Consider the following 14,987-nt stretch of genomic DNA (forward strand, 5'->3'; position numbering starts at 1 on the left):
TTACAAAATAATTATAATACTGATGTTTTTTCATTCTTTAGAAAGGATGCATAATAATCGGGAATCCCGCTTTCTTCGATAGCAAGGGCAGTTTCTTCAATAGGATAAGGAATTTGAATAATCTCAGGTAGCATATGATCTTCCTCCATCGTCAGAATCAGGTAGGATGCCAGGCGGTTTTCTTCTTTGGAACGGCCTACAGATCCACAGTTAACAGCCCATCCTTTAGTTTCAAAATATTTTTTAAATGATAAATGAGTATGTCCCATTACAACTATATCAGACTGGGATTCTTCCAGCATATCTATAAAAACCTTATTATTCTCAGATTCATACAGGTAAATATCATTATTCAAGAGACCTGAATGTACCAATTGAATATTCCAGTGCCGCTTTCCTACTTTATAGTTTAATTGTATGTGAAAAGGTAATCCTGATAAAAACGTTTTATTCTTGTCTGTAATATGCTTTTTGGAGTGACCAATAGCTATAAATCTGGCTTCTGTTTCTTCCGGTGAATGTTTAAGCAAAGGGACAACAGGGATATCAAAAGCAATTCTTTCGTCATGATTTCCCATAAGACAGGGAATGTTCAGATATCTGATCTTTTCAATCACTTCATTTCCCCAGGGGGCAAAATCAACCAGATCACCCAGGCAGAATTTCTGCGTAATTCCTCTTTTCTCCATATCCCCGAGCACTGCATCCAGTGCGGGAAGGTTTCCATGTACATCACTAAAAATGGCAATCCGTATCATATTCATTCTATTTCATAACAAAATTACAGGAGAAGTCTGACAACAGGATCAACCGGCTATATGATATTTAACCATGAATGAGACATCCAACTATCATTATTCTAATAGTTACTTATAATTTATACTATTTTTATTATACAACACCTGAATGTAACTTTGCATCATAAAATTTAAACAATCATAAAATGAAAAAAGTATTGATCATTAACGCAGGGCAAAATTTCGGACATTCCGGAGGAAAATATAATGACACGATTGCCGAAAATACACTTGCAGTACTTAAGAAATTTGAAAATATAGAAGTAAAAACCACTCAAATTGCAAATGGTTTCGATAAGGATGAAGAAGTAAAGAAATTTGTCTGGGCAGATTTTATTATCTACCACACTCCGATCTGGTGGTTCCAGCTTCCCAACGGATTCAAGAAATATATTGATGAAGTTTTCACAGCCGGTCATGCCAAAGGAATTTACATGAGCGACGGAAGAAAAGCTGAAAACCCGGAAATCAACTATGGGACCGGAGGAATGCTGGGCGGAAGAAAATATATGGTAACCACCAGTTGGAATGCGCCTGAAACAGCCTTTACGCTTCCCGGAGAATTCTTCAATGAGACCAGTGTAGATAATGGACCACTATTTGGATTCCATAAAATGAATGCTTTTGTTTCTTTGGAAAAAATGGGAAGCTTTCACTTCCACGACGTAGAGAAAAACGCCAATATAGAACGTGATATGAAACTTTACAGAGACCACATTGAGCAGGTTTTTGAAAAAGAACTTAAACCACAATTAGCCTAATGAAAAAGATATTAATAACTGGAATCACCGGTTATATCGGGGGTTCCGTAGCCAAAAAACTGGTAGAGCGAAACTACAGTGTTACAGGGCTTGTCCGCAATGCAGAGGCAGCAGAAAAATTAAAGCAGGCAGGAATTGAATCCATTATAGGCAATATACATGACGAAGCTGTTTTGAATGCTGCCATTTCCAATGCTGATGCCATTATCCATACTGCAGATTCTGCGGATGATGCCTATGCAGCAGACAGTTTCATCAATGCGCTGGAAGGAACCGGTAAAACGTTTATTTTTACTTCAGGTTCAGCTATTTTTGGAGGAAAAGAGAACGGAGAAAAAAATGATTTTGTTTACACAGAAGATATTCCCCTGAATCCCAGGCTTGAAATGGCATCAAGAGTGCTGATTAATCAGTACATACTTCAATCTGCCAAGAAAAATATAAGAAGCATCGTCATTGTACCTACCATGGTTTATGGCGAGGGACTGGGTTTAAAAAAAGACAGCATTCAGCTTCCGGCTCTGATCAATTTTTCTAAAGGCAAAGGATTTGGAGCTTACTTTGGGAAAGGCGAAAATATCTGGTCGAACCTTCATATCGAGGACCTTGCAGATCTGTATGTACTTGCATTGGAAAAGGCAAAAGCATGTTCTCTTTATTATGCAGAAAACGGTTCTTCCACGATCAGAAATCTTGCAGAAAATATAAGCAGACAATACAATTTACAACCGGCACAGTCTGTCAGCATACAGGAGGCAGTCAATACATTTGGTCCTGCGGGAGGGTATTTTGGATTTGCCTCAAACAGTTTGTGTAATTCGGATAAGGCCAAAGCAGAACTGGGCTGGAATCCCCAATATCAATCCATCGAAAATTTTATTTAATATGAAAATTTATCTTACGGCAGTTATCAAAGCCAAACAAGAATATCAGGCGGAAGTACTGGAAACCCTTCAGAATATGGTTCAGGAAACAAGAAAAGAAGAAGCCTGTGAACTTTACAGCCTTCACCAGGGAATTGAAGATAAAAACCAGTTTATTTTCTATGAGATCTGGAAAAGCGAAGAAGGGCTGGCACAGCATAACCAGCAGCCTTATATTCAGGCTTTTGGAGCTATTATTGACGAGAAACTACAGGAACAACCGCAAATTTATACCACCCATATCCTTTAATATGAAAAAATTAGCATTTTTATTTTTAGCCTTACTTACTGTGGGGTTTATACAGGCACAACACCAAAAATCTAAACTTATGAAAAAGAAAATTTTGTTTGTCGTAACAAGTCATGACAAAAAAGGAAGCACCGGCGAAGACACCGGATATTATCTTGGCGAAGTTTCCCATCCATGGGAAGTGCTTCACAAAGCAGGATATGAAATTGATTTTGTAAGCCCAAAAGGCGGAACTCCTCCGGTAGACGGATTTGATTTAAAAGATCCCGTAAACAAAGAATTCTGGGAAAATACAGAATACAAAAACAAAATCGATCATTCTTTACAGCCTTCTCAGGTAAATCCAGACAATTACAGCGCAATTTTCTACGCAGGTGGTCATGGTGCCATGTGGGATTTCGCAGATAATACAGAATTGGCAGGTATTGCTTCAAAAATTTATGAGAATGGCGGTATTGTATCGGCAGTATGCCACGGTCCGGCCGGTCTTGTGAATATTAAACTGAACAATGGAAAATATCTTGTAGACGGCAAAAAAATCAATGCCTTTACCAACGAAGAAGAAACTGAAGTAAAGCTTACCAATGTAGTTCCTTTCCTTCTGGAAGAAAAACTGAAAGAAAGAGGGGCAAAATTTGAAAAATCAGGACTTTGGCAGAACCATGTAGTAACGGACCAGAGAGTGATTACCGGACAAAATCCACAGTCTGCAAAAAGCGTAGGTGAAGCTATTTTAAAAGAACTTAGTAAATAATCAATTCATTAACCACAAAAGACAAAAGCTTTATTCTTTTGTGGTTAAATTTTTAAATACAACTTATTCAAAACAAAAATGGAATACAGAAAATTAGGAAATACAGAACTGGAACTGTCTGCTATTACTCACGGAGCATTTGCAATCGGAGGAAATATGTGGGGCGGAAATGAAAAACAGGATTCCATCAATTCAATTCATGCCTCTCTGGATCACGGCGTAACTTCTATTGACACGGCACCCTTCTATGGATTCGGACTCAGCGAAGAGATGATCGGAGAAGCTATTAAAGGAAAAGACCGTACAAAAATCCAGCTGCTGACCAAATTCGGGCTGGTATGGGACGGAAGCAACAACGGAAAAGGAGAATTTTTCTTTGATGCTGAGGATGAAGGAAAAACCTTCCCGGTTCATAAATATGCTTCAAAAGCCAATGTAATAAAAGAAGTAGAAGAAAGTTTAAAAAGACTGGGAACAGATTATATCGATCTTTTACAGCTTCACTGGCCGGACAGCACCACCCCGATCTGCGAAACAATGGAAGCTATGGAACTTCTTATCCAACAGGGAAAAATTCTTGCAGCAGGAGTCAGCAATTATACCGTTTCACAAATGCAGGAAGCTAACAGAACTCTTCATCTGGCGAGCAACCAGGTTTCTTACAGTATGCTGAACAGAGCTATTGAAGGCGATCTGGTCCCTTATTCTTTAGAAAATAATTCAGGAATTATTGTTTACAGCCCGATGGAAAGAGGTCTTTTGACCGGAAAATATTTCAAAGAAGATAAATTAAAGGATAACGACCACAGAAACGGCTATTTTTCACAGTTTGATTTAAATAAAGTGAAAACTTTCCTGGAAAAAATAGAACCTATTGCTAAGGAAAAAAACGCCTCCCTTTCACAGCTGGTATTACGCTGGACTACCATGCAGCCGGCAATTACCGTTGTATTGGCAGGAGCCAGAAACGCTCAGCAGGCTATCGAAAATGCCCAGGCTATGTCCATTGAGCTCTCTCAGGACGAATTGAATTTCATCAATACAGCATTGAGCGAAATTTAACCTGATACAGCAAGTAAACTCTTTCAGATGAAACAGTTTGCTGCTTTTCTTTCTTTCACCCCATACCTGATAAAAAATGAAAAAGAATCTGATCAAAATGTTCGGATTGGTTACTCTATTGACCATTACCAGCATCGCTTTAAAAGCGCAAAACCAAAGCATCAATCCTCACGATACATCATGGTACCCTTCTGTTTATGGGGCACATGACGAAATAGGAGCTGCCAATCTACTGACCCCGGAAGTTGTAAAACAAGCCGTAGGATTAGTAAAACAGGGTAAAACACTTCCTTTGGCTGTAGCTATTGATAAAAATCTTCCGGCTTTCAGACACAGAAGTTTTAATTTATACAATATCCAGCCTGGTGAACAGGGCGGAAAGAGCCTTGGACCGAATAAATTCACGTTCAATGATGAGCTTGTGAATGGATGGACCGGGGTGGGAACCCAGCTGAACGGCATTGGCCACATCGGAATTGATAATACGTATTACAACGGAAATAAAGCCACTGATTTTGTAACTGTAGAAGGAGTAAAAAAGCTTGGTATTGAAAAAGTGCCTCCTTTTGTTACCCGGGGTGTGGTTTTAGATATGACCGCTCACTATGCGAAAGCAGTAGTTCCTGGTGGTACGGAATTTACAACATCAGATATTAAAGCCGTTTTAAAGAAACAGGGAATTACCCTCAGAAAAGGTGATATTGTCCTGTTCAATACCGGATGGCTGGAACTGATCGGAAAGGATAATCAGAAGTTTTTAGAAACCGAACCGGGAATTGGTATGGAAGCTGCGCAATGGCTTGCTGAGCAGGGAATTGTTGCTTTCGGAGGAGATACCTGGGCATCAGAAGTCTATCCCAATCCGAAATCCAAGGAAGAATTTCCCATCAACCAGTTCATGCTGGCCAAAGAGGGAATTTACAATCTTGAACTGATTGACAGCCGTCCATTGGTAAAAGACAGGATCTGGGAGTTTCTGTTTGTTCTGGGACAGCCATTGTATGTGGGATCCACACAGGTAAATATCAATCCTGTTGCAGTCTATTAGAATCCTGATCCATAAAAATAAAATAGCCTTTCAGTTTTGAAAGGCTATTTTGATCATAAGTTTTGCCAAAAATTATTTTGGAACTTCCAGATGTGTACTTACCGCTATTCTGTTCCATGCATTAATGGTCACAATAGCCATGATGATCTGTGCAATGGCTGCCTCATCAAAGTACTGTTTTGCCTTCTGAAATGTTTCTTCTGTAAGGCCTTTATCGCTGATCAGGGTAATTTCCTCCGTCATCGCCAAAAGAACCTGTTCTTCTTCTGTGAAAAAATCTTTCGCTTCTCTCCAGCCGTTAAGGATGAAAATTCTTTGAGTTGTTTCACCATATTTAAGGGCATCTTTTGTGTGCATATCAAGGCAGAAAGCACATTTGTTGATCTGTGAAGCCCTGATCTTAATTAACTCCTTTTGGATGTGGTTGAGTGAAATGGTCTGAAGGTATCCTTCCAGTCCAAGCATAGCTTTGTAAGCCGCTGAATCTACGTTGGCAATATTTAATCTTGCGCTCATACTATTATTATTTATGGGTTAAATGATCTATACTAAAAAAATATTTTGGCTGAACCGCCAGTAAAAATGCTCCGGCACTTCCTACCCAGACAGAGTAGTCAAGCGGTGCCTTAACTCCCAGTGCGATAGTCATGGACAGTGCAAATACCAGCAGTAAGAAACCCGTCCCATAGGCTGTAATCCTGATTTTCCAACCCACGAGAAGCATTAAAGGGAAAATAATTTCAAAAAAAGTAGCAGCATAAGCCGAAACAATACTTAAAGATTCAGGAAGGAAAAAGGTGAGTTTTCTTGTATATGTCTCAAAATTTGCCCAGTTTCCCCAGGCTGAATTGGCACCCCAGAAACCGAACCTGTCCGCCACGGCAGAAAGCATGGTTACAGCAAGAGCAAGTCTTAAAAACAGCTGTGGAAACTTGATATTTTTGTTTGTCATGATACTGGCTTTTAATAACATGACAAATTTCCGACTTATAATCGGTAAAAATCTTAAACTGGTTTAAGAACGTAATTTTGCTCTGATTTCGCTCAGGTATTCCGGAGTAAGGTTTAAAAAAGAAGCTATTAAATACTGTGGAATTCTCTGGATAAACCAAGGGTAAAGCGTACTGAAATGTACATATAATTCTTCTCTGGACATCTCATACAAATAACGGATCCGTCTTTCCGAAGCTGCATAAGCTCTTTGATAGATCATTCTGAAGTAGCGTTCCATAACGGGATGTTTTTTCAGCAGAAGCTCCTGCTGCTGATTGTCTATCATAAGAATGGTAGAACGCTCCACCGCCTGGATACAAAAATCTGATTTGATCTGTCTTTCATAAGCGAAAGTATCAGTGATCCACCAGTTTTCTATGGCAAATTCAGTGGTCTGCTCCGCCCCTTTTTCATTGATAAAAAATTTCCTCAGGCAGCCTACAGACACAAAATACATCGATTTACAGATCTCCCCATTAAGCATCAGGTCCTGCTTTTTCTTCACTTCCACTTCCTTAAAAAAAGAAAATATGGAAGCAAACTCTTCATCCGTAACCTTTATAAATTTGTTTAAATGTGCTTTGAAACTGTCCATGTTTGCAATTAAGTAACCAAACTTAACTTTATTTTTTTAGTTTTACAATGTCAAAAACATTAAAATCATGGAACTTGTTGCTAAAATTCTGATCGCTGTCGTTGCGCTGGAACATATTTATATCCTGTGGATGGAGATGTTCGCCTGGGAAACCAAAGGGAAAGAAGTATTCAAAGCTGCATTACCGGCAGAAATGTTTAAGCCTACAAAAGGATTGGCTGCCAATCAGGGTCTGTATAACGGTTTTCTTGCCGCAGGATTAATCTGGTCATTTTTAATAGATGATCCGAAGTGGCAGGATAATATAGCATTATTCTTTTTGGGATGTGTAGCTGTAGCTGGAATTTATGGAGCTATTTCTGCAACAAAGAAGATATTTTTTGTGCAGGCTTTACCCGCGATACTCGCTATTATTGCTGTGCTTTTGAAATAGTCTTAAAATTGTCATTGCGAGGAGCAACGCGACGAAGCAATCTCAGAAACAAATACTATTTTGAGATTGTTTTCACCTTAAGGTATAGTGATAAATAAACTTTTTTGTTTAATATTTTTTATCTCGCAGATTGAGCAGATTTCTTTATTTGCCGAATATTTCTGTAGTGGGATCATCTTTCAATTTTTAAATACTTAATCTTTAAATCAACTAACTCATCGATTCTTTGATCTTTTCCCTGTGAATAATCCCCCAATTCACAAGCGTTTCAGTGACCGGTAGAACTGATTTTCCGTATTCTGTAACCGCATACACTACTGTAATTGGTTTTGTGTCCTGGATTGTTCTTGTAATGAGAAGATTGATTTCCAGCTCTTTCAATTCTTTGCTGAGCATTTTGGCAGAAATTCCATCAATTCCCCGTTGCAGTTTTTTAAAATGAATCTGCTGGTCTGTCCTGTTCGTCAGATAGCGTAAAATCATCAGCTTCCATTTTCCACCCAAAACATCCAGGCTGTCGCGCATTGCAAACAGTTCTTCTGTGCAGCTTGCTTCTCTTTCTATGCCGTTTTCAATAGTTTTTGCCATAATAGTTTCATTAAGGTAACTAGTTACCAATAGTTAACTGGTAGCAAATATAAACCATTCTCACTTTACATTTGTGTATCAAATTTACTGATATGAAAGTTATTGCATTAAATAAAAATTTCCAGCTTGAAAATGCTGTGTTCGAAAAGCCAACTCCAAAAGATCATGAAGTTTTAATCCAGATCAAAGCGAGCGGTTTTAACCCGATTGATTACCAGATGATTGAGAATGAACTTGAACGAAGGCTGGTCAGTTCACCTATTTTAGGCCGTGAGCTGTCCGGTATTGTTGTGGAGAAAGGAGCTGCCGCCCATCAGTTCAATATCGGAGATGAAGTATTCTGTGGAAGCGGATCCATGGGAAGCAATGGTTCTTATGCCGAATATATTGCCGTTCCGGAAGCCATCGTCGCACTGAAGCCTAAAAGCATTTCTTTTGAGCAGGCCGCTGCCATTCCTTCGGCAGGACTTACCGCACTGCAGACCTTCAAACGTTTGAAATTAAATACTGATGATACAATTTTAGTAACCGGAGCAACGGGCGGAGTCGGTTCTTTTGTTATTAAATACTTAACGGCAAATGATTTCCACAATGTTGTGGCAACTGTTGGAAGTGAGGAAAACAGACAAATTCTATTGAAAATTGGTTTACAAAATCATCAAATCATCAATTATAAAGAAGAAAATCTTGTTGCCAATCTTTTAAAAGCTAATAACGATAAACCTTTCGATTTTGGAATCGATCTCGTCGGGAATTATATGTCTGAAGTCACAGCAGATGTCTTAAAAATTAATGGAACCTATGCCGATGTTACCGCCCTTATCACAAAAGATGCCCATGAAACCCTTTTTAACAAAGGAACTGTAATCGTGAATATTTCCAATTATTCCTATACCATGAGCAAGGATTATCAATATTACAAAGGAAATCTGGAGGAAATCTCTAACCTTATTGAGACCGGAATTATCAGCCCGCCTCAATACAAAACAATCGGTAATCTTTCTCTGGAAACAGTTTTGAAAGCCCATTCCATTCTTAAAAATAACCAAACCCAAGGTCACAAACTCATCATGAAACATGAATAAAATACCCAGACGCGTTGTCACCGGAATCAAAAACGGGAAATCTGTTATTATAGAAGACCAGCAAGTAGAAAACGTAGTGGAACATCTTCCGGGGCTTATCATTTCAGACATTTGGAACACGCAGAAAATGCCGGCAGTACTGGATCTTGAAGCAAAAATTCCTAACACAGGATTTCCGCAAACTCCAAAAAACGGGACTTATTTCCGTTATGTTGTCATTCCACCCGATAAAGATCTCGGAATGGAATTTAAAGCCGGAGAACCTCATCCCATGATGCATCAGACACAGACTTTAGATTATATCATCATCCTTTCCGGTGAACTTTACCTGATCATGGAAGAGGGTGAGACTTTGCTTAAACCGGGAGACATTGTCATACAGAGAGGAACCAATCATGCCTGGAGCAACCGGTCGGATGAGCCGTGTATTCAGCTCGCGGTACTTATTGATGCTGATAATCCAATTTAAAGATTTTCTGTATTACATATTTTACAAAAAGCAAAATCTGCTTAATCTGCACAATCTGCGAGAGAAAAAATACCTACAAAGCAGAAATTTCCAGAAGTTTCTGCTTCATATTTTCCGGTATCCAAAGACCTTCATGATAATATACTAACTTCTGATCCTTATCCAGAACAATCCACAAGGGATAAACAGGCTGTTCCTTATTTTTAGACAAAGCAAGAGCCAATTCATGAATTCCGGAATTTCCATTCGGCAGATACCCAAATTCTTTTCCCTGAAACCGTATTTTTTCTTTCGTTTTTTCAGCTTCAAAATTGACCAGATAAAAATTTTCATTGATTAAGTCCACGGTTTCCCTGTCTTTATTCAACGCATGCTTTTCCATTTTACAGACCGAGCACCAGTCTGTATATAGATGGATAATAGTGGGTTTCGGATCTTTTTTCATCGATGTTTCAAGATCAGAAAAAGTGCCTGTCTTCATCTGAGACAGATAAAAACAGGGCACTAACATTAAAAATAGAATAAAATTTTTCATTTTAAAGTATATTTTATCCCGAGGAAACCTCTGATCTTCTGCATGGGTGCATATCCATAAGCAGTATCAAAAGTATAATGGTTAGGGTTATTTACCGGATCATTTACATATTTATCAAACGGGTCAAAGGGTCTCATCAAAGGATCTTTCGGTGTAAAATTGAACAGGTTCTTCACCCCGCAATACACTTCGAATCCGGATCTGAAGATTTTTGAAACCTGAATATTGGCTAAAGAATAAAAAGGTGAATATTCAGGACGGTAGTCATTAGGCAATACCGGAAGCCTCATAGGTCCGTAGAACTGTCCTGTGAAATCAACACTAAGATCATTCGGAAACTTATAGGAAAGGTTATAAGTTCCGCTCCATTTCGGTGCGTGTAATTGCTGCGATTTTTTATTGTCTCCGTCAAATTTCTGGTAAACATCCAGATAGGTCACTCCCAAGCCGACACTTAAAGGAAAGCTGAAGTTGAAATCTACATTCAGTGAAGCTCCCCTCGAAATTCCGTATCCATTAAGATTGTCATAAATAATTTTATCCGGATCGGTATCAAAATCTCCTACAATCTTATTGCTGAAATAGGTATAAAATGCAGAAGCATCCAATTGCAGCATGCGGGTTCCCACCGGAATTTTCCAGATATAGTTCAGGTTTCCGTTGACTGATCTTTCGGGTTTCAGATCTGATTTGATCAATACTTCACGGGAGCCGGTAAGTGCGGCATGATCCTCTGTAAAGAGATTGACTACCCTAAAACCAGTTCCGAAATTGAATCTTAGTGTATGATAGGGATTCGGGGAAAATTTCCATGCCAGCCTTGGTGAATGTACTTCATGATGAATTTTGTCATAGTCAAAGCGGTAACCAACCAGCAAAGTATGTTTATCATTAATTTCCCACTGGTCCTGTATAAAAGCTCCCCAGATCGGCGATTTCATCGGTGCATTGGTGATTCCGTCTCCGGATAATGTCCCGGGTGTGTTATCATCATAAAATGTTCTTTTAAAAGTAATTCCTCCTGTCAGATCGTGCTGTCCGACTTTTTTACTCCAATAGGTCTGTGCAAAAGCCACTTTTTGAAGAGCATCATAGGGATTACTCCCGTAAAAAGAGTTCTGGTCGTGATAATTATAAGAAAACTGGGTAACGATATATTCTTTTAAAGGCCATTGATACAGTCCAAACACTTCTGCCCTGTTGGTATAAATACTTTCTCCGTACACATCTCCGCTTCCACGGTAAGATCTGTCCCACTGCATTTCCCCGCCAAAACGGTCTTCATATAAATATCTCAACGCAAAACTTGCCTGACGGTTTTCTCTTCTTTTAAAATTCCATTTATTGAAAACAGAAATCCGGCTCTGCAATGCCGCATCCGTGAAATTGTCTTTGTTCTGGTCTATCTTCTCTTTAAAGCTGAAATAATTGAAGCTCAGTAAAGATGCAGCATTCTTTCCAATATTAAATTTCGTTGAAACATCAAGATTATTTTCACTCCAGGTGCTCGTCATCAGGTCTACACTTAATTTTGGAGCGGTCAGTGCGTTTTTGGTGATAATGTTGATCACTCCACCCATTGCTTCAGAACCGTAAATAGAAGAAGCGGGACCCTTTACCACTTCAATTCTATCGACAAGGCTGTTGGGAATTCCACTCAACCCATATACTGTGGAAAGTGAGCTTACAATGGGCATTCCATCGATCAGGATCATCGTATAAGGTCCTTCGAGCCCGTTGATATGGATATCCCCCGTATTACATACTGAGCAATTGAGCTGTGGTTTTACCCCATTGACCATCGCAATGGCTTCAAAAATGCTTGGAGTAGGATTTTTCTGGAAAAACTTCTGGCTGTAAACCTCTACGGCTACAGGGCTTTTTGATCTGCTGAAAGGTTTTATGGTTCCGGTAATGACAACATCTTCAATAGTACTCGTTCTGATTTTTGCTTTTGGAATTGTTGCTGAATCCGTTTTTATAGTTTCCTGTATATTCAGGCTGTCTGTTTCCTGGGAAAAACAAAAAGAAGATAAAAGAGTAACAGAAAATAGTATTCGCTTCATGAAATTAAAATTGTTAGACAAATCTAACAATTATTTTTGAATTACAAAACACCATGACAAATGTTGTTGGAATGAATTCACGAAAAATGATTAAATTTGAGAAACTAGATATAAAAAGTAAAATGAGATATCATCAAGCGGGTAATATCCCACCAAAAAGACATACGATTTTCAAATCACCGGAAGATAAATTTTACTATGAACAGCTTTTCGGAACGGAAGGCTTTCACGGAATTTCCTCATTGCTCTATCATACGCACCGACCTACACAGATCAAATCAATTGGACCTGCAAAAGATGTAACCCCAAAGATCGCGGTGGAAAAAAACGTTGCTCCGAGAATGTTTAAGGGGATGAATGTAACGCCTGAGGACGATTTTATGGACAGCAGAAAGATCCTTCTGATGAACAATGACCTGAAAATGGGATTGTCAAAACCCAGAAAATCTATGGATTATTTCTACAAAAATGCTGAATGTGATGAGCTTTTATACGTTCACAACGGAACCGGGGTTCTGAAAACTTTTGTAGGAGACCTAGAATTTGTTACCGGAGACTATCTTATTATTCCGAGAGGAACCATTTATCAAGTGGAACTGAAATCAGAAGACACCGTATTTTTTGTGCTTGAAAGCCACTCTCCTATTTACACTCCGAAACGATACAGAAATGAATTCGGGCAGCTATTGGAACATTCTCCGTTCTGCGAAAGAGACATGATTCCCCCGGTTTTTAAAGAGCCTAAAGATGAGAAAGGAGAATTTTTAATCAAAGTAAAAAAAGAAAACCAGATCACAGATTTCATCTACGCAACACATCCGTTTGATGTTGTAGGATGGGACGGATACTTTTATCCTTATAAATTCAATATTAAAAACTTTGAGCCAATTACTGGAAGAATTCACCAACCACCGCCGGTACACCAGAATTTTGAAGGCCATAATTTCGTTGTATGCTCGTTCTGTGCCAGAATGTACGACTACCATCCATTAGCTATTCCCGCTCCTTATAACCATTCGAATATTGATTCTGACGAGGTTCTGTTCTACACGGAAGGAGATTTCATGAGTCGTAACCACATCGACCTGATGGACTTCACTCTCCACCCCGGAGGAATCGTACACGGGCCTCACCCGGGAGCCATGGAAAGAAGTATCGGTAAAAAATTCACAGAAGAATATGCCGTAATGGTAGACCCTTTCCGTCCACTGAAAATTACAGAAGAAGCTTTGAAAGTAGAAGACCCTTCCTATAAAACTTCATGGCTGGAAGAATCAGATAAAACTATGGAAGACCGTTCCCAGGAATAAAAAATTCACCCATAAAAAATTTCATTATGTACAATTATATTAGTGCAGAAGAAGCGATATATACTATAAAAAGCGGAAACCGCGTATTTTTCCATGGAAGTGCCTGTACTCCGAATTATCTTATTGATGAACTGGCGAGACAATCTCAGCGTCTGCAAAATGTAGAGATGGTTTCCATCACCCAGCAGGGAAACGTTGAAATTGCAAAACCGGAATACAAGGATAGTTTTTTTGTTAATTCTCTATTTGTATCAACACCCGTTCGGGATGCAGTGAATTCGGACAGAGGAGATTTTGTTCCGGTATTCCTAAGTGAGATTCCTATTCTATTCAGAAAAAACATACTTCCGCTGGATGTGGCTTTGGTAACCGTTTCTCCACCGGACAAACACGGTTTCTGTACTTTGGGAACTTCAGTAGATGTAGCAAGAGCAGCCGTTGATACCGCCAAAATTATTGTTGCCATCGTCAATCCTTTAATGCCAAGAACACACGGAGATGGAATGATTCACATCAGTAGGATCCATAAGCTGGTGTGGCACGAAGAAGAACTCCCAACTGTGGATTACGGCTCAAAAGTAGGCCCTGAGGAAATGCTTGTGGGAAAAAATGTAGCAGAACTTATTGAAGACAGATCGACATTACAGATGGGTATCGGAACCATTCCTGATGCTGTCCTTAAATGTTTAACCAATCATAAAGATCTTGGTGTTCATACAGAAATGCTGAGTGACGGTGTTATAGACCTGATACAGAATGATGTCATCAATAACAAATATAAAGGTTATAATGATAATAAAACCATCACAAGTTTCTGTTTCGGAACAAGAAAACTCTATGATTATGTGGATGACAATACGGTTTTCGCATTCAAAGATGTAAGCGACGTGAACTTCCCGATCAATATCATGAGGAATAAAAAAATGGTAGCCATCAATTCTGCCATTGAAATTGACCTCACCGGACAGGTATGTGCAGACTCCATCGGAACATTGCAGTACAGCGGAATCGGAGGCCAGATGGACTTTATGAGAGGTGCAGCACTAAGTGAGGACGGAAAGCCGATTATTGCCATCACTTCAAGAACAAAAAAAGGAGTCTCCAGGATCGTTCCTTTTCTTAAACAGGGAGCCGGTGTTGTAACAACAAGAGGGCATATACATTATGTAGTGACAGAATACGGCACAGCTTATTTGTATGGTAAAAATCTCCGCCAAAGGGCCCAGGAGCTTATCAGCATCGCACACCCTGATGATAGAGAAATGCTGGAACGAGCTGCTTATGAACGGTTTAAACACTAAGAAGATCGCAGCTTTAT

Annotated in this window: 18 protein-coding genes; 11 read left to right on the forward strand and 7 right to left on the reverse strand. The window is 39.2% G+C overall.

Annotated elements, in window-relative coordinates:
* Positions 1-11: 11 nt before the first annotated feature.
* On the reverse strand, positions 12-764 hold the full coding sequence (locus tag V6R96_RS16975) for a metallophosphoesterase (RefSeq protein WP_336379677.1): 753 nt from the start codon (positions 762-764) through the stop codon (positions 12-14).
* A gap of 179 nt (positions 765-943) precedes the next feature.
* Here V6R96_RS16975 and V6R96_RS16980 point away from each other — a divergent pair, with 179 nt between their 5' ends.
* The 6 genes from V6R96_RS16980 to V6R96_RS17005 all read left to right on the forward strand — a co-directional run bounded on the left by V6R96_RS16980 (position 944) and on the right by V6R96_RS17005 (position 5,595).
* Positions 944-1,558 carry an NAD(P)H-dependent oxidoreductase gene (locus V6R96_RS16980; RefSeq protein ID WP_111955748.1) on the forward strand — a complete coding sequence of 205 codons (615 nt, stop codon included), beginning with the start codon at positions 944-946 and terminating at the stop codon, positions 1,556-1,558.
* Positions 1,558-2,442, forward strand: a complete 885-nt coding sequence (locus V6R96_RS16985) for an NAD-dependent epimerase/dehydratase family protein (protein ID WP_336379678.1) — start codon at positions 1,558-1,560, stop codon at positions 2,440-2,442. Before V6R96_RS16980 ends, V6R96_RS16985 begins: the two co-directional genes overlap by 1 nt.
* Position 2,443: 1 nt before the next feature.
* Positions 2,444-2,731, forward strand: a complete 288-nt coding sequence (locus tag V6R96_RS16990) for a putative quinol monooxygenase (RefSeq protein ID WP_223558487.1) — start codon at positions 2,444-2,446, stop codon at positions 2,729-2,731.
* A 79-nt stretch (positions 2,732-2,810) separates the two neighbouring features.
* On the forward strand, positions 2,811-3,485 hold the full coding sequence (locus tag V6R96_RS16995; RefSeq protein WP_336379679.1) for a type 1 glutamine amidotransferase domain-containing protein: 675 nt from the start codon (positions 2,811-2,813) through the stop codon (positions 3,483-3,485).
* 78 nt (positions 3,486-3,563) lie between these two features.
* Positions 3,564-4,547, forward strand: coding sequence for an aldo/keto reductase (locus tag V6R96_RS17000; RefSeq protein ID WP_111955742.1), 984 nt, complete (start codon positions 3,564-3,566; stop codon positions 4,545-4,547).
* Between the two features lie 76 nt (positions 4,548-4,623).
* The gene (locus V6R96_RS17005; RefSeq protein ID WP_336379680.1) at positions 4,624-5,595 is read left to right on the forward strand and encodes a cyclase family protein; all 972 of its coding nucleotides are present in this window, start codon (positions 4,624-4,626) and stop codon (positions 5,593-5,595) included.
* Positions 5,596-5,667: 72 nt separating this feature from the next.
* Here V6R96_RS17005 and V6R96_RS17010 read toward each other — a convergent pair whose 3' ends face one another.
* The 3 genes from V6R96_RS17010 to V6R96_RS17020 all read right to left on the reverse strand — a co-directional run bounded on the left by V6R96_RS17010 (position 5,668) and on the right by V6R96_RS17020 (position 7,183).
* Positions 5,668-6,111, reverse strand: a complete 444-nt coding sequence (locus tag V6R96_RS17010; RefSeq protein WP_111955738.1) for a carboxymuconolactone decarboxylase family protein — start codon at positions 6,109-6,111, stop codon at positions 5,668-5,670.
* Between the two features lie 7 nt (positions 6,112-6,118).
* Complete coding sequence (locus tag V6R96_RS17015) at positions 6,119-6,547, reverse strand: DoxX family membrane protein (protein WP_336379681.1); 429 nt, start codon at positions 6,545-6,547, stop codon at positions 6,119-6,121.
* Between the two features lie 63 nt (positions 6,548-6,610).
* Positions 6,611-7,183 (reverse strand): Crp/Fnr family transcriptional regulator, encoded by a 573-nt coding sequence (locus tag V6R96_RS17020; RefSeq protein WP_336379682.1) that lies wholly within the window; start codon positions 7,181-7,183, stop codon positions 6,611-6,613.
* Positions 7,184-7,250: 67 nt separating this feature from the next.
* Between V6R96_RS17020 and V6R96_RS17025 the strand changes: the two genes are divergently transcribed.
* Entirely contained in the window at positions 7,251-7,616 is a 366-nt protein-coding gene (locus tag V6R96_RS17025; RefSeq protein WP_336379683.1) for a DUF1304 domain-containing protein, read from the forward strand.
* A gap of 210 nt (positions 7,617-7,826) precedes the next feature.
* Here V6R96_RS17025 and V6R96_RS17030 read toward each other — a convergent pair whose 3' ends face one another.
* The gene (locus V6R96_RS17030) at positions 7,827-8,204 is read right to left on the reverse strand and encodes a helix-turn-helix domain-containing protein (protein WP_336379684.1); all 378 of its coding nucleotides are present in this window, start codon (positions 8,202-8,204) and stop codon (positions 7,827-7,829) included.
* Positions 8,205-8,296: 92 nt separating this feature from the next.
* Between V6R96_RS17030 and V6R96_RS17035 the strand changes: the two genes are divergently transcribed.
* A complete protein-coding gene (locus V6R96_RS17035; RefSeq protein ID WP_336379685.1) occupies positions 8,297-9,289 on the forward strand; it encodes an NADP-dependent oxidoreductase in 993 nt (330 codons plus the stop codon).
* The gene (locus V6R96_RS17040) at positions 9,282-9,758 is read left to right on the forward strand and encodes a cupin domain-containing protein (protein ID WP_336379686.1); all 477 of its coding nucleotides are present in this window, start codon (positions 9,282-9,284) and stop codon (positions 9,756-9,758) included. Before V6R96_RS17035 ends, V6R96_RS17040 begins: the two co-directional genes overlap by 8 nt.
* Before the next feature lie 73 nt (positions 9,759-9,831).
* Here the strand turns inward: V6R96_RS17040 and V6R96_RS17045 are convergent, their stop codons facing one another.
* Positions 9,832-10,239: a thiol:disulfide interchange protein gene (locus tag V6R96_RS17045; protein ID WP_336379687.1), complete on the reverse strand. Its 408-nt coding sequence runs from the start codon at positions 10,237-10,239 to the stop codon at positions 9,832-9,834.
* A 50-nt stretch (positions 10,240-10,289) separates the two neighbouring features.
* Positions 10,290-12,359, reverse strand: a complete 2,070-nt coding sequence (locus V6R96_RS17050; protein ID WP_336379688.1) for a TonB-dependent receptor domain-containing protein — start codon at positions 12,357-12,359, stop codon at positions 10,290-10,292.
* 122 nt (positions 12,360-12,481) lie between these two features.
* On the opposite strand from V6R96_RS17050, the gene V6R96_RS17055 reads away from it, so the two are divergent.
* Both V6R96_RS17055 and V6R96_RS17060 read left to right on the forward strand, forming a co-directional pair.
* Entirely contained in the window at positions 12,482-13,669 is a 1,188-nt protein-coding gene (locus V6R96_RS17055) for a homogentisate 1,2-dioxygenase (protein WP_223558475.1), read from the forward strand.
* Between the two features lie 26 nt (positions 13,670-13,695).
* Positions 13,696-14,970 (forward strand): acetyl-CoA hydrolase/transferase family protein, encoded by a 1,275-nt coding sequence (locus tag V6R96_RS17060; protein ID WP_111955720.1) that lies wholly within the window; start codon positions 13,696-13,698, stop codon positions 14,968-14,970.
* Positions 14,971-14,987 lie beyond the last annotated feature (17 nt).

This window comes from Chryseobacterium sp. CCNWLW53 (genome assembly GCF_037083525.1).
Taxonomy (GTDB): Bacteria; Bacteroidota; Bacteroidia; order Flavobacteriales; family Weeksellaceae; genus Chryseobacterium; species Chryseobacterium lathyri.

What these genes read in the sequence shown, in the direction of transcription:
- V6R96_RS16975 (WP_336379677.1), bottom strand. Translation starts at nt 764, where the DNA reads ATGAATATGATACGGATTGCCATTTTTAGTGATGTACATGGAAACCTT.
- V6R96_RS16980 (WP_111955748.1), top strand. Translation starts at nt 944, where the DNA reads ATGAAAAAAGTATTGATCATTAACGCAGGGCAAAATTTCGGACATTCC.
- V6R96_RS16985 (WP_336379678.1), top strand. Translation starts at nt 1,558, where the DNA reads ATGAAAAAGATATTAATAACTGGAATCACCGGTTATATCGGGGGTTCC.
- V6R96_RS16990 (WP_223558487.1), top strand. Translation starts at nt 2,444, where the DNA reads ATGAAAATTTATCTTACGGCAGTTATCAAAGCCAAACAAGAATATCAG.
- V6R96_RS16995 (WP_336379679.1), top strand. Translation starts at nt 2,811, where the DNA reads ATGAAAAAGAAAATTTTGTTTGTCGTAACAAGTCATGACAAAAAAGGA.
- V6R96_RS17000 (WP_111955742.1), top strand. Translation starts at nt 3,564, where the DNA reads ATGGAATACAGAAAATTAGGAAATACAGAACTGGAACTGTCTGCTATT.
- V6R96_RS17005 (WP_336379680.1), top strand. Translation starts at nt 4,624, where the DNA reads ATGAAAAAGAATCTGATCAAAATGTTCGGATTGGTTACTCTATTGACC.
- V6R96_RS17010 (WP_111955738.1), bottom strand. Translation starts at nt 6,111, where the DNA reads ATGAGCGCAAGATTAAATATTGCCAACGTAGATTCAGCGGCTTACAAA.
- V6R96_RS17015 (WP_336379681.1), bottom strand. Translation starts at nt 6,547, where the DNA reads ATGACAAACAAAAATATCAAGTTTCCACAGCTGTTTTTAAGACTTGCT.
- V6R96_RS17020 (WP_336379682.1), bottom strand. Translation starts at nt 7,183, where the DNA reads ATGGACAGTTTCAAAGCACATTTAAACAAATTTATAAAGGTTACGGAT.
- V6R96_RS17025 (WP_336379683.1), top strand. Translation starts at nt 7,251, where the DNA reads ATGGAACTTGTTGCTAAAATTCTGATCGCTGTCGTTGCGCTGGAACAT.
- V6R96_RS17030 (WP_336379684.1), bottom strand. Translation starts at nt 8,204, where the DNA reads ATGGCAAAAACTATTGAAAACGGCATAGAAAGAGAAGCAAGCTGCACA.
- V6R96_RS17035 (WP_336379685.1), top strand. Translation starts at nt 8,297, where the DNA reads ATGAAAGTTATTGCATTAAATAAAAATTTCCAGCTTGAAAATGCTGTG.
- V6R96_RS17040 (WP_336379686.1), top strand. Translation starts at nt 9,282, where the DNA reads ATGAATAAAATACCCAGACGCGTTGTCACCGGAATCAAAAACGGGAAA.
- V6R96_RS17045 (WP_336379687.1), bottom strand. Translation starts at nt 10,239, where the DNA reads ATGAAGACAGGCACTTTTTCTGATCTTGAAACATCGATGAAAAAAGAT.
- V6R96_RS17050 (WP_336379688.1), bottom strand. Translation starts at nt 12,359, where the DNA reads ATGAAGCGAATACTATTTTCTGTTACTCTTTTATCTTCTTTTTGTTTT.
- V6R96_RS17055 (WP_223558475.1), top strand. Translation starts at nt 12,482, where the DNA reads ATGAGATATCATCAAGCGGGTAATATCCCACCAAAAAGACATACGATT.
- V6R96_RS17060 (WP_111955720.1), top strand. Translation starts at nt 13,696, where the DNA reads ATGTACAATTATATTAGTGCAGAAGAAGCGATATATACTATAAAAAGC.